This is a genomic window from Mycoplasma putrefaciens KS1 (assembly GCF_000224105.1).
Taxonomy (GTDB): Bacteria; Bacillota_I; Bacilli_A; order Mycoplasmatales; family Mycoplasmataceae; genus Mycoplasma; species Mycoplasma putrefaciens.
In genome coordinates this window covers 558,285-581,026 of sequence record NC_015946.1, presented here as the reverse complement: position 1 = coordinate 581,026, position 22,742 = coordinate 558,285, and the positions used below count along the sequence as shown (strand labels likewise).

The 22,742-nt window shown below is 25.9% G+C and carries 17 protein-coding genes and 2 pseudogenes; 13 read left to right on the top strand and 6 right to left on the bottom strand.

The features are described from left to right. The first annotated feature begins 1 nt into the window (after position 1). Positions 2 to 3,172 (top strand): type I restriction endonuclease subunit R, encoded by a 3,171-nt coding sequence (locus MPUT_RS02570; protein ID WP_014035233.1) that lies wholly within the window; start codon positions 2 to 4, stop codon positions 3,170 to 3,172. Positions 3,173 to 3,241: 69 nt separating this feature from the next. Here MPUT_RS02570 and MPUT_RS03915 read toward each other — a convergent pair whose 3' ends face one another. Genes MPUT_RS03915 through MPUT_RS02560 form a run of 3 tightly spaced genes read right to left on the bottom strand, consistent with a single transcriptional unit; the run spans position 3,242 to position 4,623 of the window. Next, complete coding sequence (locus MPUT_RS03915) at positions 3,242 to 3,706, bottom strand: site-specific integrase (protein WP_331838525.1); 465 nt, start codon at positions 3,704 to 3,706, stop codon at positions 3,242 to 3,244. A gap of 45 nt (positions 3,707 to 3,751) precedes the next feature. Next, on the bottom strand, positions 3,752 to 4,162 hold the full coding sequence (locus tag MPUT_RS03910) for a phage integrase SAM-like domain-containing protein (RefSeq protein ID WP_331838520.1): 411 nt from the start codon (positions 4,160 to 4,162) through the stop codon (positions 3,752 to 3,754). Next, the gene (locus MPUT_RS02560; protein WP_014035232.1) at positions 4,114 to 4,623 is read right to left on the bottom strand and encodes a restriction endonuclease subunit S; all 510 of its coding nucleotides are present in this window, start codon (positions 4,621 to 4,623) and stop codon (positions 4,114 to 4,116) included. Before MPUT_RS02560 ends, MPUT_RS03910 begins: the two co-directional genes overlap by 49 nt. Positions 4,624 to 4,845: 222 nt before the next feature. Here MPUT_RS02560 and MPUT_RS02555 point away from each other — a divergent pair, with 222 nt between their 5' ends. Together MPUT_RS02555 and MPUT_RS02550 are read left to right on the top strand one after the other, a co-directional pair. Beyond that, entirely contained in the window at positions 4,846 to 6,138 is a 1,293-nt protein-coding gene (locus MPUT_RS02555) for an ATP-binding protein (RefSeq protein ID WP_014035231.1), read from the top strand. Between the two features lie 323 nt (positions 6,139 to 6,461). Then, positions 6,462 to 7,505 (top strand): zinc-dependent alcohol dehydrogenase, encoded by a 1,044-nt coding sequence (locus tag MPUT_RS02550; protein WP_014035230.1) that lies wholly within the window; start codon positions 6,462 to 6,464, stop codon positions 7,503 to 7,505. Between the two features lie 23 nt (positions 7,506 to 7,528). Here the strand turns inward: MPUT_RS02550 and MPUT_RS03865 are convergent, their stop codons facing one another. From MPUT_RS03865 to MPUT_RS02540, 3 genes are all read right to left on the bottom strand, one after another. Then, positions 7,529 to 8,131, bottom strand: a complete 603-nt coding sequence (locus MPUT_RS03865) for a hypothetical protein (protein ID WP_231992252.1) — start codon at positions 8,129 to 8,131, stop codon at positions 7,529 to 7,531. After that, on the bottom strand, positions 8,106 to 8,759 hold the full coding sequence (locus MPUT_RS03860) for a hypothetical protein (RefSeq protein ID WP_231992251.1): 654 nt from the start codon (positions 8,757 to 8,759) through the stop codon (positions 8,106 to 8,108). Before MPUT_RS03860 ends, MPUT_RS03865 begins: the two co-directional genes overlap by 26 nt. Before the next feature lie 344 nt (positions 8,760 to 9,103). Then, positions 9,104 to 10,024 carry a ParA family protein gene (locus tag MPUT_RS02540; protein ID WP_014035228.1) on the bottom strand — a complete coding sequence of 307 codons (921 nt, stop codon included), beginning with the start codon at positions 10,022 to 10,024 and terminating at the stop codon, positions 9,104 to 9,106. Between the two features lie 1,574 nt (positions 10,025 to 11,598). Between MPUT_RS02540 and MPUT_RS02535 the strand changes: the two genes are divergently transcribed. The 10 genes and pseudogenes from MPUT_RS02535 to MPUT_RS02490 all read left to right on the top strand — a co-directional run bounded on the left by MPUT_RS02535 (position 11,599) and on the right by MPUT_RS02490 (position 22,701). Further along, the gene (locus MPUT_RS02535) at positions 11,599 to 12,813 is read left to right on the top strand and encodes an arginine deiminase (protein ID WP_014035227.1); all 1,215 of its coding nucleotides are present in this window, start codon (positions 11,599 to 11,601) and stop codon (positions 12,811 to 12,813) included. A 13-nt stretch (positions 12,814 to 12,826) separates the two neighbouring features. Beyond that, a complete protein-coding gene (gene argF / locus MPUT_RS02530) occupies positions 12,827 to 13,822 on the top strand; it encodes an ornithine carbamoyltransferase (RefSeq protein ID WP_014035226.1) in 996 nt (331 codons plus the stop codon). 289 nt (positions 13,823 to 14,111) lie between these two features. Next, on the top strand, positions 14,112 to 15,044 hold the full coding sequence (gene arcC, locus MPUT_RS02525; protein ID WP_014035225.1) for a carbamate kinase: 933 nt from the start codon (positions 14,112 to 14,114) through the stop codon (positions 15,042 to 15,044). Positions 15,045 to 15,381: 337 nt separating this feature from the next. After that, positions 15,382 to 15,612 carry an ATP-binding protein gene (locus MPUT_RS03745; RefSeq protein WP_049773894.1) on the top strand — a complete coding sequence of 77 codons (231 nt, stop codon included), beginning with the start codon at positions 15,382 to 15,384 and terminating at the stop codon, positions 15,610 to 15,612. 329 nt (positions 15,613 to 15,941) lie between these two features. Beyond that, the gene (locus tag MPUT_RS02515; protein ID WP_146255266.1) at positions 15,942 to 17,843 is read left to right on the top strand and encodes a YobI family P-loop NTPase; all 1,902 of its coding nucleotides are present in this window, start codon (positions 15,942 to 15,944) and stop codon (positions 17,841 to 17,843) included. Between the two features lie 286 nt (positions 17,844 to 18,129). Next, a pseudogene (locus tag MPUT_RS02510) lies at positions 18,130 to 19,693 on the top strand (PTS transporter subunit EIIC). Next, positions 19,693 to 20,450, top strand: a pseudogene (srlD, locus tag MPUT_RS03965) (sorbitol-6-phosphate dehydrogenase). Before MPUT_RS02510 ends, srlD begins: the two co-directional pseudogenes overlap by 1 nt. After that, positions 20,450 to 20,722, top strand: a complete 273-nt coding sequence (locus MPUT_RS02500) for a PTS sugar transporter subunit IIA (protein ID WP_231992248.1) — start codon at positions 20,450 to 20,452, stop codon at positions 20,720 to 20,722. Before srlD ends, MPUT_RS02500 begins: the two are co-directional and overlap by 1 nt. A 194-nt stretch (positions 20,723 to 20,916) precedes the next feature. Continuing rightward, positions 20,917 to 21,714: a MurR/RpiR family transcriptional regulator gene (locus MPUT_RS02495; protein ID WP_014035223.1), complete on the top strand. Its 798-nt coding sequence runs from the start codon at positions 20,917 to 20,919 to the stop codon at positions 21,712 to 21,714. Beyond that, positions 21,715 to 22,701 (top strand): mannitol dehydrogenase family protein, encoded by a 987-nt coding sequence (locus MPUT_RS02490; RefSeq protein WP_014035222.1) that lies wholly within the window; start codon positions 21,715 to 21,717, stop codon positions 22,699 to 22,701. Positions 22,702 to 22,742: the final 41 nt, after the last annotated feature.

Sequence of the window (22,742 nt, the reverse complement as noted above, 5' to 3'; positions counted from 1 at the left end):
TATGTATTTTACTAACGAACAAGAATTTGAAAAAGCAATAGTCAATAGTCTACAAGAATACGGATGAAAAGGTTTTGTTGATCCAAAAAATTTAACAAAAAATTGTGATGCAATTTTAAATAATGTTACAGAAGAACAACTTATTAGAAACTGAAAAGACATCCTATCTGAAAATAATAAAGACGTTTTAAATGGTATAGATTTATCTGATGATGAAATGGAACAGGTACTTAATGAGGTTAGAAAGTGCAACACGTTTGTAGATTCTAATATTTTAATTACTGGTGAGTTTATAGGAATAAAAAGAACAAATGAGTTGGATCAAAAAAAGTATGGTAAGCAAGTTCATTTAAGAATTTTTTATAGACATGATATAAATGCTGGAAATAATGTTTATCAGATTGCAAGACAAGTAACTACAAATACTATTAGTGGTCAAAAAAGAGCTGATTTAATGTTGTTATTTAATGGAATGCCTTTAATTCATATTGAATTAAAAAATACCAATAATGGTATTGAAAAAGCAATTAATCAAATTAAAAATTATTCAAGACTAGGATTTTATAGAGGTATTTTTAAATTAGTTCAAGTTGTTGTTGCAATGAAACCTAATGAAATGATATATATGCCTAATTCTAATAGTTATAAAGAAATAGTTGAAGATAAATTTTTAAAATGAACTGATTTTGATAATAAACCTGTTAATAATTGATTGGAATTGGTTAGACAATTTCTAAGTATTCCTACAGCACATCGAATGATTTCAGATTATACAATTGCTGATAGTAGTGATAATAATTTAAAAATATTAGGAAGTTATCAAGTTCACGCGGTTAATAAAATTCAAGATAAATTTTTTAAAAAAGAATTTTTCCAACAAAAAACAACACAAAGTGTAAAAGGTGGATATGTTTGACATACTACAGGCTCAGGTAAAACTCTTACTAGTTTTAAATTAGCTACGCTTCTTTTAGAATGAAATCAAGCAGACATTATTTTATTTGTTGTTGATAGAATTGAACTTGGACTTCAAACAAAAAATGCTTTTAAAAAGTTTAATTCATCTAGCAAAATTGATGTTGTTGAAGCTACTTCAACTAATGATTTAGTTAAACAATTAACAACTGAATCTATAAAACAAAAACTTATTATTACTTCAATTCATAAGCAATCAAGAGTTAGAGAAGAAAACTATTATAAAGAACTAAATAAAATTTCTCAAAAACGAATTGTCTTTATTTTTGATGAAGCACATAGAACAACTTTTGGAGAGATGTATAAGAACATAACTGAAAATATTTCTAATTCAGTTTTGTTTGGTTTTACAGGAACACCAATACGTAAAGAAAATGCAAAAAATGACTTAACAACTGAACAAAACTTTGGTCAAGAACTTCATAAATACACAATGGAACACGGTATTAATGATGGCAAAGTTCTTTCATTTAACTGTGAATACAGATATATTGACAAAGTTTTATTACCTTTTATTTGTGTAAAAGAAAATTATTTAAATAATCAAAACGACAACCACAAACTTGCTAGTGAAAAACTAAATAAACTAAAAAATTCATTTCATAATCAAGATGAACAGATTTTAAAATTTGAAAAAGATCTCTTTTCTTTAATAAATAATCAAAAACAAAACCAAATGAAACAAGAAATTGTTAAAGACATATTAGATCAATGAAAAAACAAAAGTGTTGATAAAAGCTTTAGTGCAATATTAGCTACATCATCAATTAAAGATGCGATTGAATATTTTGATATTTTTGATCAAGAAGTACAAAAAAGAGCATTTGATTTAAAATTTAGCGCCTTATTTGATCGTAGCACAGATATTACTGAAGAATCAGATGATGTTTCTAAAGGGTTAGGAAAATTAGAATCAATAAAAAAGATCATCACAAGATATAACAAAGATTTTAATACCAATTTTAATATTCAAAATCCTAATGATCACAATAATTTTAAAGAAGATGTACAAAAAAGATTAGCTCAAAAAGATCCGTACATTAACTTACAAGATGAAAAAAAATTAGATCTTTTAATAGTAGTTAACCAATTATTAACAGGATATGATTCTAAGTACATTAACACTGTTTATTTTGACAAAGTGCTTGAATATGAGCATTTAATTCAAGCAATATCAAGAACAAACAGAACAATAAAATCTGACAAAAAACCTAATGGAAACGTAATTTTTTTCAGACAACCAACTCTGATGAGATGAAATATGGACGAAGCCTTAAGACTTTATTCAGGAATTGATCCATCAATGGCTGAACCAAAAAGTTTAGATTTATTTTGTGCAAGAATTGATTCGTCATTTAATGAGATTAAAGAAATTTTTAGAATGTGAGGATATGCTGAGTTTGAATCAGTTCCTGATGAAGAAAAAATATCAGAAGATGATGCTAAAAAACTATTGCATGAGTATAAAGAATTAAGAAAAAATTTAAATAGCGCTAAAATATTAAACTTTAACTGAAAAAAAGATCAAGAAAAAATTTCAATGACTAAAGATCAGTTTCAATTAATTAGTACAAGAATAAAAGAAATTGATTTTTCTAAATTTGATAATTTATCAGTAAATTCAGGTGAACTAGATCTTTTAGTTGAATTAGCTGATGTTGATAATTCATCTTGATTTATCTATGTTGATGATAACTATATAAAAAGCTTAGTACTAAGAATACTAGATATTGATGAAAAACTTTTAAAAAGTGAAAGCAAAGACTTAATAGCAGAACGTGAACAATTGAAAAATACACTATTTAAAGAAGTTTATAAGTTTCCAAAAGAATACCAACGTTATGCTGAAATAGGTGTACATTTGTCAATTTCAAAAAATCTTCCTTATACTGATTTTAGTTTATGAGAATATGTTAGAAAAAAAGTAAACGAAGAAAATGATCAAAAAATAAAAGATTTTGCTATTGAAATGAATTTAGATGAAAACGAGCTAAAAAAAATAATTAACTCTGATGATATTATTAATGCCAATGGAAGATTAGATAATTTATGTAACGGTAAATTTACTCAACAAGTTAAACAAGTTTTATCAGATAAATTTAACACTCCTTTATTTAAAGTAAAACCTTTTAAATTTAGAAATTACGTTCAAGAATTTATTCAAGAACAAAGAATAAAAGCTAAAAAAATCAAATAATTATAAAATAGTCAAAAAAACACCACACTTGTGTGGTGTTTTTTTTCGTGGGTAATAATATTATTTATACTAATTTAATGTTGAAATAGATCTCATAACAAGATCAATGTCTTTGTTTTCTAACTCATTGATTATGTGTAGATAAATTCTTTCAGTGGTATTCATACTTGAATGTCCTAGTCTCTTAGCAACTGAAGCTATAGATACACCAGCATATAGCAAAATTGATGCATGAGTATGTCTTAATCCGTGAATACTAATCACTGGAATATTTGCCTTTTTGCATCTTCTTGCTAAAGTATCATTTATTGTAGAATTAAATATTTTATCTTTAAAAACAAAGATAGGTTTATTACTTTCTAGTCCCTGAACAAGAGAAGCAAATCTAGATATTGTTTGTCAGTCAAGTTGAATTTTTCTGATCGAAGACTTATTTTTAGTTGGCAAAAAACCACCTGTTTCTTTATAGTTTCATGTTTTAGAAATATTTAAAAGTTGTTTAGTAAAATCAAAATCTTCAGGAGTTAGTGCAATAGCTTCTGAAAATCTTAGTCCAGTTTTAGCTATTAAAAATATTAATTAATCAAAATTTAAAGAATCTTTTAAGTTTAATTGTTTTAACAATAACTGTAACTCAAAGTTACTTAAAAATTTTATTTTTTTAGGTTTTGCTGGTTTTCCTTTAATAACAACTTTTCTAGTCGGATCTTTAGATAGCAATCCTTCATCAAATGCATCTAACAAGCAACTTTTCAAATGATGGTGAAAATCCATTGTAGTTTGTCTTTCGTGATCTTTTGCGTATTGGTTAATAATTTCTTGATAAGTTATTCTGTCTAGGTCACATAATCTAATACTTGGTGCTAATTTTATAATTCAATCTAATGTAAGTTCATATTTTTTAAAACTTACATTTCTAATCGATCCTCTCTTGTATACATTTATCCAATTTTGAAAATATTTGTATAGTAGTATGTCATCTTTTTTCACTTTTTACCTCCATTATACCCACGCTGATGAAAGGTGATTAGTGAATCTAGGTTAGAAAATAGAGATGATATTTTATATTGTTCATCTATATTTGATGTGATTGTTAATTCTATGCTTGACATAACATTATTCATTAATTTAGGATTACCAACTTTAGTTACATGTTTATAAGCAACTTTAGAAAGAGATAATGACAAATAAAGGTTAGGTGTAAAATGTTTTCTAGATAGTATTCCACATACATTTGTTGCATAAAATCTACCTTCTCTGTAATATACAGTACCAGCATTAGCTCCATCGGTAGTTCATGTTATAGAGTTAGAATTTAGAAAATTATTGTAGTAACCTAGTAATCCGTTATTTGTTGTTTGAGAAGAATATATAGGATATATGTATTCACCAAATTTACTGTTATAAATATGTTTCTTTGGAACGACATAACCCCTACCAACCTCAAACATATCCCCTACTTTTCACTGTTCTCAAGTGTTAGTAAATTCCTTAAATCTTATAGTTAAAAATCAAAATCTTTAATTAGAAAAACAGTCAAATCTGAGCTGACTTTAATTAAAGAGTTTAGAAAAAATACTCGGAATTCCGACTTAATCTTCTGTACATTAGCTTTTTTGTTATACTTATAATAAATACTCGGAATTCCGACTTAATCTTCTATGGGGTATGTTATGAACTTTAAAAGAGACTTTTACTTAAATCAACTAATAGATAAAAAAGACAACAAGAAAGTGAAAATAATAACTGGGATAAGACGATGTGGTAAATCTTATTTGCTTTTTAATTTATTTTATGAATATTTATTATCAAATCAAGTCACAAAAGATCAAATCATAACCTTATCTCTAGAAAATATCGATTTTTTAGAGCATCGTAACCCTTTAAAATTAAGTGAATATATCAAATCTTTAATTGTTGATAAAAATAAAAAATATTATGTAATGATAGATGAAATTCAGTATTGTGAAGCAATAAAAAATCCTTATCATGAAAACAGCACTTATCAAGTAACTTTTATTGACGTATTATTAAGTCTAGTCAAAAGAGAAAATCTTGATGTTTATGTCACTGGAAGCAATTCAAAAATGTTATCATCTGATATTCTTACTCAGTTTAGAGGAAGAGGAGATGAAATTCGTTTAAATCCTTTATCTTTTAGTGAAGTTTGTCAACTATATACTGATAGACAACAAGCGTTTAAACAATATTGTTATTTTGGTGGAATGCCTGAGGTTTATAGTTTAAAAACTGAACAAGATAAGAAAAAATATCTAACTAATCTTTTTAATGAAATTTATATAAAGGATATAGCTGAAAGAAATAATATTTCAAACCAGACTGAGGTTCTTAATATATTGTTAGATTTTATTTCTTCATCAATTGGATCTTTAACTAATCCTTCAAAACTTATGAAAAGATTTGCTTCAGAAAATAAGATTAATATTTCTGCTAATACTATTAAAAACTATTTAGATTATTTTGAAGATGCTTTTATAATTGATAGTTCAAAAAGATATGATGTTAAGGGTGGTAGATATTTTTCAACTCCACTAAAATATTATTTTACTGATCTTGGTTTAAGAAATGCAAGAATTAACTTTAGACAAGATGAGCAAAATCATATCCAAGAAAATATCATATACAATGAGTTAAAAAGACGCGGTTATCTAGTTGATGTTGGAGTTGTTATTTATGATAATAAGAGTTCAGATCCAAGAAAAGAAGTGCGTTTAGAAGTTGATTTTGTAGTTAACAAAGCAGATAAAAGATATTATATTCAATCAGCGTTAAATATAGATTCTTTTGAAAAAAAAGAACAAGAAATAGCATCATTAAAAAAAATTAATGATTCATTTAAAAAAATAGTAATCTTAGGAAATGATACTTTTGCAAAATATGATGATAATGGTATTTTGTATATCTCAGTAAAAGAATTTTTATTAAATGAAAACAGTATAAGTTAAATAAAACATTTTAACAAATACTTTTGAAAACTATTTTAAGTATTAGCACAAAAAGATACTTATGAGTTTTTGTTGTAAAAGTTGTTTATACTTTATTTAATTCACATAGTTCAAAGTAAGGTGAACCTTTTTTATTTTGTAATTAAAAGCCTTTATCTTAATAAATTTTTATTCTTAATAATGTGGTTCTAATTTATAGTCTAGCAGGATATATCTGTAGATCTTTTCTTTTAAGTGTTTTAGTTAAAAGTTATAATTTAGTTGTAAATATATTAAAAAATAAATATTTATTATGTATTTTCACTACGAGGTATTTTATTTTTATGGCAAAGATGAAAGCTTTTGTGGTTCGTGAATCACGTAAATGAAGTGTAGAATTAGTAGATATTCCTGAACCAAAGGAAAAAGAAGTTTTAATTAAAATGGAAACTAGCGGAATTTGTCATACAGATTTACATGCAGCAAATTATGACTGATTAGTAGAACCGAAATATCCTTTGATTCCTGGTCATGAAGGTATTGGTATTGTTGCAAAACTAGGACCAGGATGTACACATCTAAAAGTTGGTGATCGAGTTTGTTTAGCCTGATTACATGACACATGCGGACATTGTGAATATTGTTTAACTGGTAGAGAAACATTATGTCCTGATCAAAATATGTCAGCTTATACAAAAGATGGGTCATTTGCTGAATATGCAATTGGACATGAGGATTTTGTTGGTTTAGTTCCAAAGCAATTAGATGTCATAACTGGTGCTCCGGTTGTTTGTGCTGGTGTAACTACTTATAAAGCTGTCAAACAAGCTAAATTAAAACCTGGAAATTTCATAGTTGTTATTGGAGTTGGTGGATTGGGTCAAATGGCTATTCAATATGCAAAAGCTATGGGTTATAGAGTTATTGGTATTGATATAGCAGATGAAAAAGTTGATTTAGCTTTAAAATCAGGAGCAGAGTTTGCTTTTAATAGTAAAAAAGTTAATGCTATTGAAAAAGTTATTGAAGTTACAAATGGTGGAGCTCATGGTGTAATTAACACATCAGTTGCATCATCAGTAACTAGTCAAGGTATGGAAATGCTTAGACGTGGTGGACGTCAAGTATTAGTAGGTTTACCTGCTAAAGATAAATTAGGAAAAGATGAGTTTGCTGTTTCTATATTTTGAACTGTACTATTAGAGCGTGAATTAGCCGGATCAATTGTAGGTACTCGCAAAGATTTACAAGAAGCACTAGATTATGCTACTAGAGGTTTAGTTAAATCTGAAGTAACTAAAATAGTTAAATTAGATCAAGTTGCCGAAATATTTGAAAAGCTTGAAAAAGGTGATTTTATAGGTAGAGCAGTTATTGATTTTAGATAAAAACAGCATCATCCCTAAAAAAACTATAAAAAAACAGTTGCCTGATTTTTCAATAAATTCTTGAATGTTACCAACGTTTTTATGTTGTCAAAAGCATATAAAGACTGTTGTTTCACTATGTGTTTTTTAAAGGAATTAAAGACAAAATGTTCTGTAAAACTACTTAGATTTTGTTTGTTCTCAAACAATCATTTGCTATTATTTACTATCATTTTGTAAAAGTTTCTAGCATTTATGATTATTGATTTTGATGCATTTTCACGCTTTGCTTGTGTTAAAAAATCTAAATAGTTTTCTTTGAAAAAGTCTAAGTCTTCACTAAAAATTGCATACTCAAAGACATCTTTTCAAGATGAATTGAACCTTTTACTATAGTATTTATTAAAAAACTTTTTATTAGCTTTACTTGCAAATTTGTTTGTTCCAAAAGTTAAATTTAGTCCTCTTTTAATATGAAAAAGATCTAGTGAAAAGTTTACATTTAGCTGCTTAGCAAGAGTTTGGATCCATCGTGATACATCTCCATTAATAACTATTTCTGAATCGTTTTTAATAGGTTTTATAAATTCCTTGAGATTTGAAAAGACGTAGTTCAAATTGTTATATTCATTGTCTTTCTCGTCCATTTTTAGTAAAAAACAAGTTAATAACACTATCTAGTTTTGTCTTATTTACTTTATGAAAGATTGCTTCTCTAACTCTCATTTTCTTATTGTTCTTTTGTTGATGATTAATATAAAAATCATCCATTTCAATATAAATTTGTTCATTTGATTTTTCTAATTCGTGATAATTTTTCTTAAGGATTTCTCGGTTTTTCTCATCTATTATTTGATGGATATTTGTCGATTTTAAATAATGATTAAACAATTGCTTACTAGGTAATAATTCTCTTAAAAATAATGGAATCTTAGATTCCATTAAATAAAATCAAATAGTAAGTTTTAGAATATCTATATCATATTTTGAATGTCGCAATTCTTTTAGTTTTTGATGATGATAATACACAAAGCGTTTAGGCTTATTGGTTAGTTTATCAATAACTTCATACATAGTTAAGTTCAACTCAAACTCACCACCAAATGTAATTCATTTTCGCTTATAACGTCTAAAAACACGTCAATCTGGATGAAGTGTTTTTCTTTTTATTTCTCTAAATTCTCTTTCTAGTCTGTTAATTTCATTAGCTTTTTGCTCAAACATTTCATTTAAAAATGAAAATCCTTTTGCAAAAAGATCAAAATTTAATTTCATATTAACCTCCTATAAAAAACAAGCACTCATTCAAGGTGCTTGCTTAAGACTTATTAAGATTTGTTTTTTTGATAGTAATACCAAAACGATAATCAAATGAATAAAAAGACGATCGCTATTGTTCCATTTTTCAAGTCTGTAATTAAAAGATAAATAGTATAGCCTATAAGTACAAGTGTAATGATGATATAAACTACTTTAATTATTCACCCCAAAGTACTTATCAGATAATAGATAATCCTATTAATTCAATATCAAATTGAAAGTATAATTTCTCATAACTTTACAAAAAATCGTTTAATTCATATGAAAAAAGATTTCATACAATGTTTCCTTTTTTGAATTTATTTAATTATTTGTTTGTCCTTTAGTTCTAAAACTAAATTAGCTATTGGATTTCCGTTGTTAATTAGCTTATTTAGATTTTCATTTTCCTTAATTCATTTAGGCTTTTGTCAATTATTTAACTTTTTATTATTAATTGCAAAATCCAATTTAATCTTATCTTGCTTTGTGTTTTGTTGGAATATGGATTTTTTGATGGCAGCATTTTCAATAATGATAGTTCTTAAAACCAAGTCTTTAAACACAAAATCGTCACTATTTAGTGTTTTAATTATATTTTTTAATAAATTGTTTGATTTGACTTTATTCACTAAAATACCTTTCAAAGCATTAGGTACTTTAGAAAATCTATCATTCATATACTTTTTCTCTCATATTTTTAAGTTCTTAATAGCTCCAGTTAAAGAAAAAGGATCATCATTTACAACTTGAATAACTCCGTCTCTAAATGCACAAGCTATATAAACATTTTCAGTAATGGGATCAAATGCAGGATTTGTATCAATAATAATATGATCGTAATTAGTCAGAAGATTTTGCTCTTCTCCAATTTTAATGATATTAGAAATTAATCTTTTTTCTCTGCTTGGCTTTGAAACTAACTCTCTATTTTGCTTTTCTAAAACTGAAGTTGAAGCTACAAAATCAATATTTTCAATAAAACTAGGAAAAATAGTTTCTCTCAGTTCATCGTAGCTAACTTCATTAGAAAGTCATTGTTCTGAACCTTTAACACTTTGAACTTGTTCGACTGATTGTCTTAGAGTTTGAGTAATGCTAGCTTGTGGATTAAAATCAATGACAAGAATTTTCTTACCCTGATTAGCTAAAGCTCCAGCAATATTCAAATTAAGAGTTGTCTTCCCAACTCCACCCTTTAACCTACCAAAACTAATTATATTAACTACTTTATTATTCATATGTACTCCCTATATGTTTTTATATTATAATGTATGCTAATGTTTTTAAAAGTGAATAAATTAAACTATATTTTTAGAATTTATTTTATAGTTTTGTATACTAAATTATTTCGTTCATTTTTTAAGAATTGATTTTAATCGAAACTGTAAAGCGTAGTTGTGTAAAAGACTCGTCTGATTAAACAGACGAGTTCTGAATTTATAAGCTTAAAAACAAAAAACAAGGCTAACTATTGATAACCTTGTTTTTTTATAGTTTTTGTTGTGTTTTTATAGGTGTACATCAATATACTATCATTATTTTTATCAGTTGTATAAAAATTTTCAAAAAATAAAAAAATATTAAAGATTTATAAAAATTATTAAGGTACATAAAAATAAACCGTAGTTCAAAGAACGAATCTTACCTTAATAATTTTTATAAAACTAAATGATGTGGAGTAAACCGATAAAGCAGTTTCTATATTATTAGTAAAAACTGTTTTTTTGAAATATTAAAAATATAGCTACTTGAGTAATTCTTTTTTTTATAAAAAGTAACAAAAAATGTAATTACTAAAATCATCTACTCATAAAATAAAAATTATATTTAAGCTAGGTTTTGCGATAAAATGTGATCAATTTAATGTAAATTTAACCAATAGTTGAAGATTAATAAAATCAATTTAATGATTTAAAAACAATGTAGTATCTAGTTAATTTTGTATAGTTTATTTTCAAAAAGAACCGAAAAGTCAAACATGTTATGCATTTAAAACAAGGTATAAATTTAGAAAATAAATAATAATTATGATAAATACTGGTTATTTGGACTATAAAATAATTAGTATTTTATAAATAGTTAATCAATTAAGTTGTTTATTATTTTATTTGATTCAAGATGTGACAAGTTTGAAATTCTTCCTGTCATAGAATAAATTTTTAGAGTGTTATTTTAGTTAATTTTCCCGATAAAATGAGAAAAAATAGTATAAATTTAGTCAATATTATAAAAAATAAATAAAACATATTCAGAATTTACAATTCTATTATTGTGCTAATCAAGCTTTAGTGAATTGATCTTTTATTCATAAGAACTAATTAAAGAACCTATTTTATATAAATTCAAAAAAAGTATCTTTATTTTTTATTCAAGATAGTCTGTCTCATGAGATTTAGTAGATTTCTAAATTAAAAGTAAAATTTTATTAATTAATCTTAATCTCTTTTAAATTACTAATAATTTATACAGCTTAATATTTAAGTCACATAAATAACTCTTAACCTTATTATTCAAATGGTGGCAACAACTTTTTAACTCATATTAAAATAAAAATGATGGCAATCAAATTTAAATAACTGAAAAGTAACAAATATATCACTACAAACAAATTTGAAAAGTAAATATTCTTTTAATTTTTAATACCAATTAGTAATACAAAATTGAATGAACCTTTTAGTAAAATTTTAAAATTTTTAAGTAGTTTAAAGTAGATGAGATTTCAAGTTTTTTTGCTATCTTGTTTATATCTTTTGCTTTTGTAATAATAAAATTGTGATCGTTTTAGATCATTGTTGGGAGGTATATATTGAATATGGAGAAAAAGTTAAATGTTTTTTCTGAAATAGGAACATTAAAAACTGTTCTTGTTCATAGGCCAGGTGAAGAAGTTGAAAATTTAACTCCTGAACTTTTAGAAAAATTGCTATTTGATGATGTTCCGTTTAAAGATGTAGCTATCCAAGAACATGATGCTTTTACTAAAATTATGCGTGATAATGGAGTAGAAGTGTTATACATTGAAAAATTAGCATCAGAAACTTTAGATCAACACCCAGAATTAAGAGAGAAATTCATTGATCAATTTATTTTTGAAGCTAATATTGAAGCTAAATATCAAGATAAATACCGTGATTTTATTAGTAGCCTAGATAATTATAGAATGATTAAAAAAATGATCGCTGGAACTAAAAAACTTGAATTAGGTATTGATGAGGGAAATAAAGCATATCCATTTGTAGCAGACCCACTACCAAACGTTTTATTTCAAAGAGACCCATTTGCAACTGTTGGTCATGGAATAACAATGAACAGAATGTGATCAGAAACAAGAAACAGAGAAACCATTTTTCCTGATTTAGTATTTAAACATCACAATAGATTTGCAAATCAAGTACCTTACTACTATCAAAGAGATTGAAAAGATCAAACCATTGAAGGGGGAGATATTTTAGTTTTAAATAAAGAGACTTTAATAATTGGAGTTACTCAAAGAACAACGCTAAAAGCAGTTGAAAAATTTAGCAAAGAATTATTTGCTGATCCAGAATCAAGTTATGCTAAAGTTATTGTTTTAGATCTTCCAAAATCTCGTGCATTTATGCATTTAGACACAGTATTTACAAACATTGATTATGATAAATTTATCGCTCATCCATTAATTTTTGATCATCTTGATGAATTTAAAATTTATGAAATTACAAAAAAAGAAACTAAAGAAATTAAAAAAACACTAATTGAATTATTAACTGATGCAGTAGGAAGAGAAGTTCAGATTATTAGGTGTGGTGGTGATGATGCTGTTGCAGCTGGTAGAGAACAATGAAGTGATGGAACTAATGTTATAACATTAAGACCAGGTAAAGTTATTGCTTATGACCGCAATTGAGTAACAATTGACTTATTAAGAAAAGCTGGTGTTGAAGTATTAACTATTGCTTCATCAGAATTATCGCGCGGTAGAGGTGGACCAAGATGTATGACTATGCCGCTATGAAGAGAAGATTTACAAGAAATTAAAAGATACTAGGTAGGATAAAGATATGGCTTTAAATTTAAAAGGTAGAAGTTTATTAACATTATTAGACTTTACCCCAAGAGAAATAAGATATTTATTAGATTTATCTAAGGACTTAAAAAAAGCTAAATACACAGGAAATGAAATTAAAACAATGCAAGGAAAAAATGTTGTTTTACTATTTCAAAAAGATTCAACAAGAACTAGATGTGCATTTGAAGTTGCTGCTTTAGATCAAGGCGCTCATGTTACATATCTAGGACCTTCTGGATCACAATTTAACAAAAAAGAATCAGTAGCAGATAGTGCCAGAGTTTTAGGAAGAATGTATGACGCGATTCAGTTTAGAGGATTTGATCAAAAAATTGTTGAAAAATTAGCGCGACACTCAGGTGTTCCTGTTTATAATGGATTAACAGATCAGTTTCATCCGACTCAAGTTCTTGCTGACTTTTTAACAATAGAAGAATACAAAGACAATCTAAAAGGACTAAAGTTTGTTTTTGCAGGAGATGCCAGAAATAATGTAAGCAATTCATTAATGATTGGATGTGCTAAAATGGGTATGCATTTTGTTGCAGCAGCACCAAAAGAATTATGACCAACTCAAGAACTTGTAGATCAATGTAAAGAGATTGCAAAAGAAACTGGTGCTACTATTAATCTAGTTGATGATATGAAAGTTGCATGTAAAGATGCTGATGTAATTTATACTGATGTTTGGGTTTCAATGGGTGAATCAGAAGAAGTTTGAGAGTCAAGAATTAAATTATTAAAACCATACCAAGTAAATATCGATGCAATTAAAGTAGCTAAACCAGATGTTATTTTTATGCATTGTTTACCAGCATTTCACGATTTAAATACAGAAGTTTCTCAAGAAATCTATAAAAAATTTGGCCTAAGAGAAATGGAAGTAACAGATGAAGTATTTGAATCAAAACATTCTGTTGTATTTGAAGAAGCAGAAAACAGATTACATACAATTAAAGCAATTATGGTTGCTACAATTGGTAAATAATTAAAATAGTGTAAATGTTTGAAATTTTACAAAATCATTAAAATCAATTATCTTTGACTTTACAAGCAGATAAAGTTTTATCTAACACAAGAATTACAAGTATAGCTAGATAAATAAGTGATGATTTATTTTTTATAGCATCTGAACAAGGTTTGATAACAACACAATCTATTAAGCAAAAATAATTAAAAATCATACTATACTACTAATAGTGATACTGACAAATATATGCATACAAATAGACAAAAAACAAAACAATTGACAAGATATTTCAAAAGAGGAGTTTTAAATGTCAAAAATAGTTATTGCAGTAGGTGGAAATGCTCTAGGAAATTCGCCTATAGAACAAAAAGAAATCGTTAAAAAAACTGCTAAAGCGTTAGCTGATTTTATTGAACAAGGTAATGACATTGTTATTGTACATGGAAACGGACCTCAAGTTGGTATGATCAATAATGCCTTTGATATAGCAAACAAAAATCAACAAAAATCACCTGTGTTAGACTTTCCTGAGTGTGGTGCTATGAGTCAGGGTTATATAGGTTATCACTTACAACAAGCAATTAATAATGAATTAAGATTAAGAAAATTAAATAAACACATTGCAACAATAGTTACCCAAACTTTAGTTGACAAAAATGACCCATCATTTTTAAAACCATCAAAACCAATAGGTTCATTTATGAGTGAACAAGAAGCTAAAATGCTAGCTAAAAAAAACTTATGAACAGTTGCTGAAGACGCAGGAAGAGGATGAAGAAGAGTTATAGCTTCACCAAAACCAATTGATATTGTTGAAAAAGAAATCTTATTACAATTAGTTAATAATTCATTTATCACAATTGCTGGTGGAGGTGGAGGAATACCTGTTTATTTAGAAAATGATAAATTAGTAGGTATCGCAGCAGTGATTGATAAAGATTTTGCCGCTGCTAAAATTGCTGAAATAATTGATGCAGAAAGTTTAATTATCTTAACTGCTATTGATAAAGTGATGATTAATTATAAAAGACCAAATGAACAAGCACTTGATTCATTAACAATATCAGAAGCAGAAAATTATATTTCTGAAGGTCATTTTGCAGTAGGATCAATGCTTCCTAAAATTAAAGCTGCTATGTCATTTGTTAGACAAACTAATGGTAAACCTGTTTATATAGGTTCACTAGAGCAAGCCGACAAAGTTCTACAAGGATTAAGTGGAACAAAGTTTACTAAATAGCTAGAAGTTTTTAAAAGTTATTTTTTATTAAAAGATATTGAGCAAAAAATGTATTTTGATTTAGCTTGATTATTTGTTTTAGTTAAAGATAATACAACTTAAAAAGCAAAATTAAATATAATTTATATTAGTTATTCAAGCACACCTAATGTGCTTGAATTTTATTATCTAAATTTTCAAAATTTAGTAATGAAGAAAAACAATAAAATTCTATATAAATTTTTGTGTAACTAATAATTATTTTAAATATTCCTATTTAAAACAACTTACACTCACGATATTTTAAAAAGATATAAAGAAACATTACTAAACTTTATTTCATATAATATAGGAGATTTTGCTTGAAACTAAAGTCAAGATTATTTCAAATACAGTTTTTAAAAATATTAGTTATTTTCAAGGCTCATTTATTATTTCTAAAGCAAAGCGTTATGATATTAAAGGTGCTAAATATTTTTCAACACCTTTAAAGTATTATTTTGCTGACCTTTGTCTAAGAAACGCATGACTAAATTTTTCTAATCTAGATTTTAGTCATATAGTAAAAATATTGTTTTTAATGAATTAAAATCTAAAGGTTTTAATGTTGATATTGGTCATATTTTATATAATGACAAAAGTGAAAAACTTCGTAATGTATATAATTTAGAAATTGATTTTATTGCAAATTTAATTGACACAAAATATTATATTTAAGTTGCGCTTAACACTGATGATTTAGAAAAAAAGATAAAGAAATTAAACTGCTATTAAAAGTAAAAAATAACTACAAAAAAATTATCATTGTTATGATGATATTTTAGAACATCGTGATAAAAATGGGATTTTATACATAGGGCTAAAAATTTTTTATTAGATCCTAAGGCAATTGAAATGTAAAATTTTTTATTAGAAATTATGGAGGTTATATTCTTGAAAATTCCGTGAATAAGAAAAAAAGAACCAAAAATTGAAGATTCAAACATAGCTGATTTTAATGCTTTAACACCCAATGTTATGAAAGAAAAAGATATAGAAGAGTCTTATAAAGACTCTTTGTATTTTGCTACAACAAATGAAAATATATTTAACATAGCAATAACTGGAGCTTATGGTTCTGGAAAAAGTACGATTTGAAGAACTTATGAAAAAAATTATCTAAGAAAAAATAACAAATTTTCTCAGACTTTAACTATAACCTTTGGTAAATATAACCAAAATAATGAATTAGATAAAAATGATAAGTCAAAAAAACATGACACACTTTTTTACAATAGAATAGAAAGACAAATAATTAATGATTTGGTTGTACAGATAGATTCTCAAGTAATACCACTGTATAAGAATAAGGTACAACAAAATTTTACCGGTTCAAAAGTGTTTAATTTTTTCTTTTTCTTTGTTTATTTCTTAACTGTCATTTTCGTTACTGTTATGCTTTTTATATTATTAGTTTATTTACCAAATACTGCAAGAACTCTTGGTATTAAAATTTTAATATCTCTCTTGCTTATTTTTGTTTTAGGAATAATTTTATATGTTCTTGCCTATTTTTTTTGAAGCAAACTACGACTAAGAATACACAAAATAAATATTAAAGGTATAAATATTGAGACATCAACTAAATCTCTTAGTGAAGAAACTATTTTGGAAAAAGAAATAAAAGAAATAATCTATTTGATACATAGTTCAAAAAGAAAATTTATAGTTTTTGAAGATTTGGATCGATTTAATGATATTAAAATATTTGAAAGACTAAAACAAATTAATAATCTTGTAAACAAGCATTGTAAAATAATGAGCTCAAAATGAAGAGTTAAATTTATTTACATGATATCTGATGCAATTTTTGATGCAGAAAGCAGAACTAAATTTTTTGATTTTATAATACCTGTAGCTTCTGTCAAAAATTCAACTAAAGTTGTTGAAGAAGTTTTAGCTAAAGCGAATAAAAAGGAAATTTCTTATAAAAAAATTCAAAGTATTTTAAATGTCATACCTAATATAAGACTCTTACAAAACATAGTAAATGAGTTTAAAATTTTAGAACCCATTATTAATAAAAATAATAAAAATGAGATTACAGAGGTTTTATTCAGTGCCTTAATCATTAAAAATTTACTACCAGAAGAATTTGCTGAATTGCAAAAGCAAAATGGTGTTATTAACAAGATATTTACAAACTACAACAACTTTTTAAATTGGACTAACACAGAATTAAATAACAAATTAGATCAAAATTATTTTGCATTAAAAAATCTATTAAATCTCAATTACTTAATTGTATCAAAGATATTAGAATTAAGAACAGAAATAATCAAAATTTCTTATGAAAATACCGCTTGTATTAAAGATAATTATCTTAATAATTATAAAAATACTTCTTTGAAAGAAAATAGTGATCCTTTAGCAAATCTATTAGAAGGTAAAATAGATAAGATATCTGTGGTGTACAAAAAAGAAAACCAACTATTATCTGCGATCTACACTTTAGACGAGTTTAACCAAGAATTTATTAAAACAAATCAATCACTAAAAACTTGAATTGATAATATTAAAAAAGAATCAATTGAACTACAAACAAGTTTAAAAAAAGAAAACAACATCATTTTAAATAAGTTAACAAGACTTAAAAAGTATAGTCTTAATGAGTTATTAAATATATTAGATTGGGAAAAAAGTAAAAACAGTAATTGTGAGAAATGATTTTCTGACCTTAATATAAATTCAGAAAAACTATATATAATTAAAGAACTAATGAATAATAATTTTATCGATGAAAAAGTTCATGAGTTTTTAATAAAAAACCAAGTCTTTTAATGTACTAAAAATTATTAATAAATGATTTATAACTTAACAAAATTTACTTTAAATTTAGTCCAAACACCATTAACTGTGTTTGGATTTTTGTTAGATCACTATAATAATAAATTCTTAAAGTCTTATTTTTTTATATTAATAACAATAAAAGTTATAGTCAAGTAAAAAAAAGTATACTTATAATTTTTTAAAAAATGTTCATTAAAACTTTTTCATAAAATATTTACCTATTATTGTAAATATTTACATCTTAAGTTAATATATTTACAAGGAGGATAATGAATTGATGAATTCAAACATTCAAATAACTAAAAAAGAATGAGCAAACAAATTTAAAGTCAAAACTCAAAAAACTGGTTCTTTCATGGCTGGAATGATTATGCCATCAATTGGAATATTATTAGCCTGAGGACTCTGAACAGCTATGTTTTTATATGATTTTGATAATAATAAAAAATTAGGGTGATTTAACGCACCTATGTTAGGTAGGTTAGTTGATCCTGGAATTAAATGACTTTTACCAATTCTAATCGCTTTTAATGGTGGGAGATTAGTTTATGGGTTAAGAGGTGGGATGATAGCTACATTTGTTATTGTTGCTGCAATAACAGGAACTGATTATTATTTATGGTAATTACATTTTTCAGCAAGTAGGAAACCAAAAAGTTCATCCCGCTTCACCTAATCAATTTATAGGAGCAATGATTATTGGTCCTTTATCTGCATTAGTTCTAAAAAGACTTGAAAAATTATATCTACATAAAATTAATCCAGGTTTAGAAATGTTAGTTAAAAACTTTGGTATAGCAACATATGCAATAATTTTAGGACTAATTTTCTTTTGAAGCTGAGGTTGAGTAATGTGAGGGATTACCTTTACAATGATTTCAATCATTAAATTATTTGGAGACAATAAATGAGTTGCACCAATACTAGGATTTTTCACCGAACCAATTAAAGTTTCATTTTTAAACAACGCTTTAAATCACGGAGTTTTAGGACCTATTGGTTATAATGAAATTGAAATTCAAAAGGCTGCTGGAGTTGCAAACCCTAGATCAATATTCTTTTTATATGATCCCAATCCAGGGCCTGGTTTAGGCTTATTATTAGCATATATCATCTTTTCTAAAAAAGAAGATCGATACAACGCAGCAGCTAGTTCATTAATTCATACAATTGGTGGAATTCATGAAGTATATTTTGTTTTTATAATTAAAAAACCAAAAATGTTATTAGCAACAATGCTTGGAGTTGTTAGTGCACAGTTTATTACTTCTTATCTAGGTGGTGGAACAATTGGCACACCAAGTCCAGGAAGTTTAATATCTCTAATTGCTTTATCAAATGGAACTCAAGCAATATTAATTAACTTATTGTCATTTGTTGTATCAACACTGATTGCTTTTGGTATTAGTGTCTTACTATTATTAAGAGATAAAAAACACTTACAACTAGACGCTAATCAAGGATTTAAGATTACTGATGAAGGAATTGAATTTTCAGATCAAAAAACTGTCGTTAAAAAAGATTTAGACAAAACTAATATTAAAAAAATTGTTGTGGCTTGTAAAGCAGGAGTGGGATCATCAGCTATGGCAGCTGGTTTAATTAAAAAATGAGTTAAAAATCATAACTATCAGATCAACGTGTCAAACATAGCTGTTAAAGATTTACAAGATGAGTATGATATTGTTGTGACAATGAAAAACTTTAAAGATTTTGCTCAGCAAAAAGTACCTCACGCTTATATTTATTCTGTAGAACAATTCATAGGAAAAAACACTTATGATGAGTTATATCAAATCATAAAAAATAATAATCAAGACAAGTTAAAGGATACAAAATAATGAAAAAATTAGCAGTTGTTGCAGGAGAAGCAAAAAACTTAGGTAAGTTTTTAGCACAAGGTCTTTATCAAAATAATTATCAAGTTGTGGTGTTAGACATTGATAGCAAAAAACTAGAACAATTAAACAAGCAAAATCCTGAAATAGATACTTTTGTTTGTGATTTGACTAATGAAGTAGATGTCATTAATGCTTTTCAACAAATTGGTAAAAAGTACAAAACAATTGATACATTGGTTTATAATGCAGGTTGAGCAAAATCATCAAAAATAACTTCGTTTGAATACAAGGACTTTGTTACAAGTTTAAAAATTAATTTAGATGGTTATTTTTAGCTGCTAAACAAACATCAAGAATAATGATTCAAAACAATACCAAAGGAAATATAATCCAAATAAATTCAAAGTCAGGAAAAGTTGGTTCTAAATATAATTCGGGATACTCAGCAGCTAAATTTGCAGGAGTGGGTCTAACTCAAAGTCTTGCTTTAGATTTAGCTGAACACAATATTAGAGTTAATTCACTAATGTTGGGTAATCTTTTGGACTCAGAAATGTTTGAAAGTTTAATTCCACAATATGCAAAAAAATTAAATATCAAAGAATCTGAAGTTAAAAAGTATTATATAGATAAAGTACCATTAAAAAGATGGTGTACTTTTGAAGATGTATTAAACGTTTTATTATTTTATATTTCAGAAAAAGCCAGTTATTGTACAGGACAATCAATCAACATTACTGGTGGGCAGGTGATGTAATGTTAGATACTAAAAATATATATTTAAATCAAGAATTCAAATCAAAAACACAATGTTTAGATCATCTAAAAAAACTTTTTTCTCGAGCAGATATTCCAACTGAATATATTGATTCTATTGATCAAAGACAAAAATTAGCCTCATTTAATATCGGTTCTAAAATTGCAATTCCACATGGAACTTATGAAGCTATGCAATATTTAAAAAAATCTTTAATAATTGTTATCCATCTAAAAAATCCAGTCATTTGAGATGATTCTGAAGTACAATAATAATAGGTTTAGCATTAACTCAAAAAGATCAATTAGATGTTTTGCAAAAAATTGCAATTAATGCTATGAATGACGATTTATTTGATGATTTATTAAAAAATCCTACAATAGAAAAAATTATAGATTTTAGTACGAAAGAATAATTTTAAAGTTAAGCATCATTCTAATAGTTATATGACAATGCAGGTGATTAAATGTCAATAGATTTATTAACAAAAATTAAAGATCTTATTCAAACAGACTGCAGTCAAGATTATAAAAATATTGGTGCTTTTTTACTAAAAAATTATCAAAATATTAGAAGTTTAACAATAACAGAAATTTCAAAACAGTGTAATACCAATCCAACTCAAATTACTAGATTTGCAGAAAAGTTGAATTTAAAAGGTTTTAGTGAACTAAAGTACAGATTAGATGATATTTCAAATGCAATTATCATTGATAATCAATTCATTCCAATTAGCTCAAGAATTGATGATAAAACTAAGTTTTATAGTGATTATTTTGAGATATTAACCCAATCAATAAAACAACAAGAAAGCAATTTAAAAAATCAACCTATTAGTGATGTTGCTAATCTAATCAACAAAGCTAATAAAGTATATTTATTTGCCTTTAATCTTTCTTATAATGTTTCGAAAAACTTTATTCAACGTTTGCGTTGATATAAAAAAGATGCGATTAGTGAATCTGATTATATTTCAATAAAAACTTATCTTAATACTATTAAGCCTGATGACTTAGTGATTTTAATTACAATTTCAGGAGAAAACGAGTATATTAAAAAAATAGCTGAATCTTTAAATGCAAAAGTAAAAATTGTTGGAATTGGTCCAAAACAAAGTTCTATGATTAACTTATTTGATAAGTATTTATACTTTCAAACAAATGAATCAGAACTATGAAGCATTAACTCAATTAAAGCTCAGCTTACAATTCAACTGCTAGATTTTGTTTATGTTAACTGACTAAAAAGTACTAAAAATAGCTAAATGAATGTAATACATTTTGGAGCTGGAAACATTGGGCGTGGTTTTATTGCTCCAATTTTAAAAGATGTCGTTAACCATATTTATTTTGTTGATAATAGTAAAAAGCTTGTAGATAAAATAAATAACCAAAAAATTATTGAAATCTGAACTTCTGAAAATAAAAAGTTTGAAATTAGAAATATTAGTGCTTGACAGTTAACTGATTTTTTAAATTATCAAGATAGTTGAGATGATGTCGGTCTTGTTACTATTTCAATTGGTGTTAAAAACTTGAGTAATATTATTTGTTATATTCAACAAATTATTAATTATAAAACTTTTAAAAACCAACCATTAGTGATTATGTGTTGTGAAAATGGTATTCGAGTCTCAAGTTGATTTAAAACAAATTTTTATAATTTAAAAGCTAACATTTATTTTGTTGATGTTTTGGTAGACAGAATTGTAAGCAATAATGATCTTTTTAGTGATTATTTAAAGTGTGAAGATTATTATTTATGAGTTGTTGATCAAACTCAGTGACCAAGTAAAATACCACAGATTAATCATTTAACTTATACTAATAACTTTGATTTACAAATAGCAAAAAAACTCTATATGTTAAATGCTATTCACTGCTGTCTTGGATGATTTGTTTATAAGAATTTTGGATTTGATAAACTTTCAACTGTTTATGATGCTTTAAAAAATCACTCAGTATTAGGGTTTGTTAATAATTATTTAGATGAAGTTATATTAGTTTTAAATCACAAATATCAACTTAGCTTCAAAGAATTAAATAAATATAAAAAACAAATAATTGAAAGACTAAATAACAATTTTATAACTGATGAACTTGTAAGATTAGTAAGAAATTCCGAATTAAAACTAAGTAAAAATGAAAGAATTTTAACTATTTTAGATTATGCAAGATTACACGATTTAAAACACCAAACTATACTGCTAAGTTATCAAAATGGTTTAAATTATTTAAAAGATCATAAATAAAGAACTGGTTACTAATCAGTTTTTTTATTGCTAATTATAAG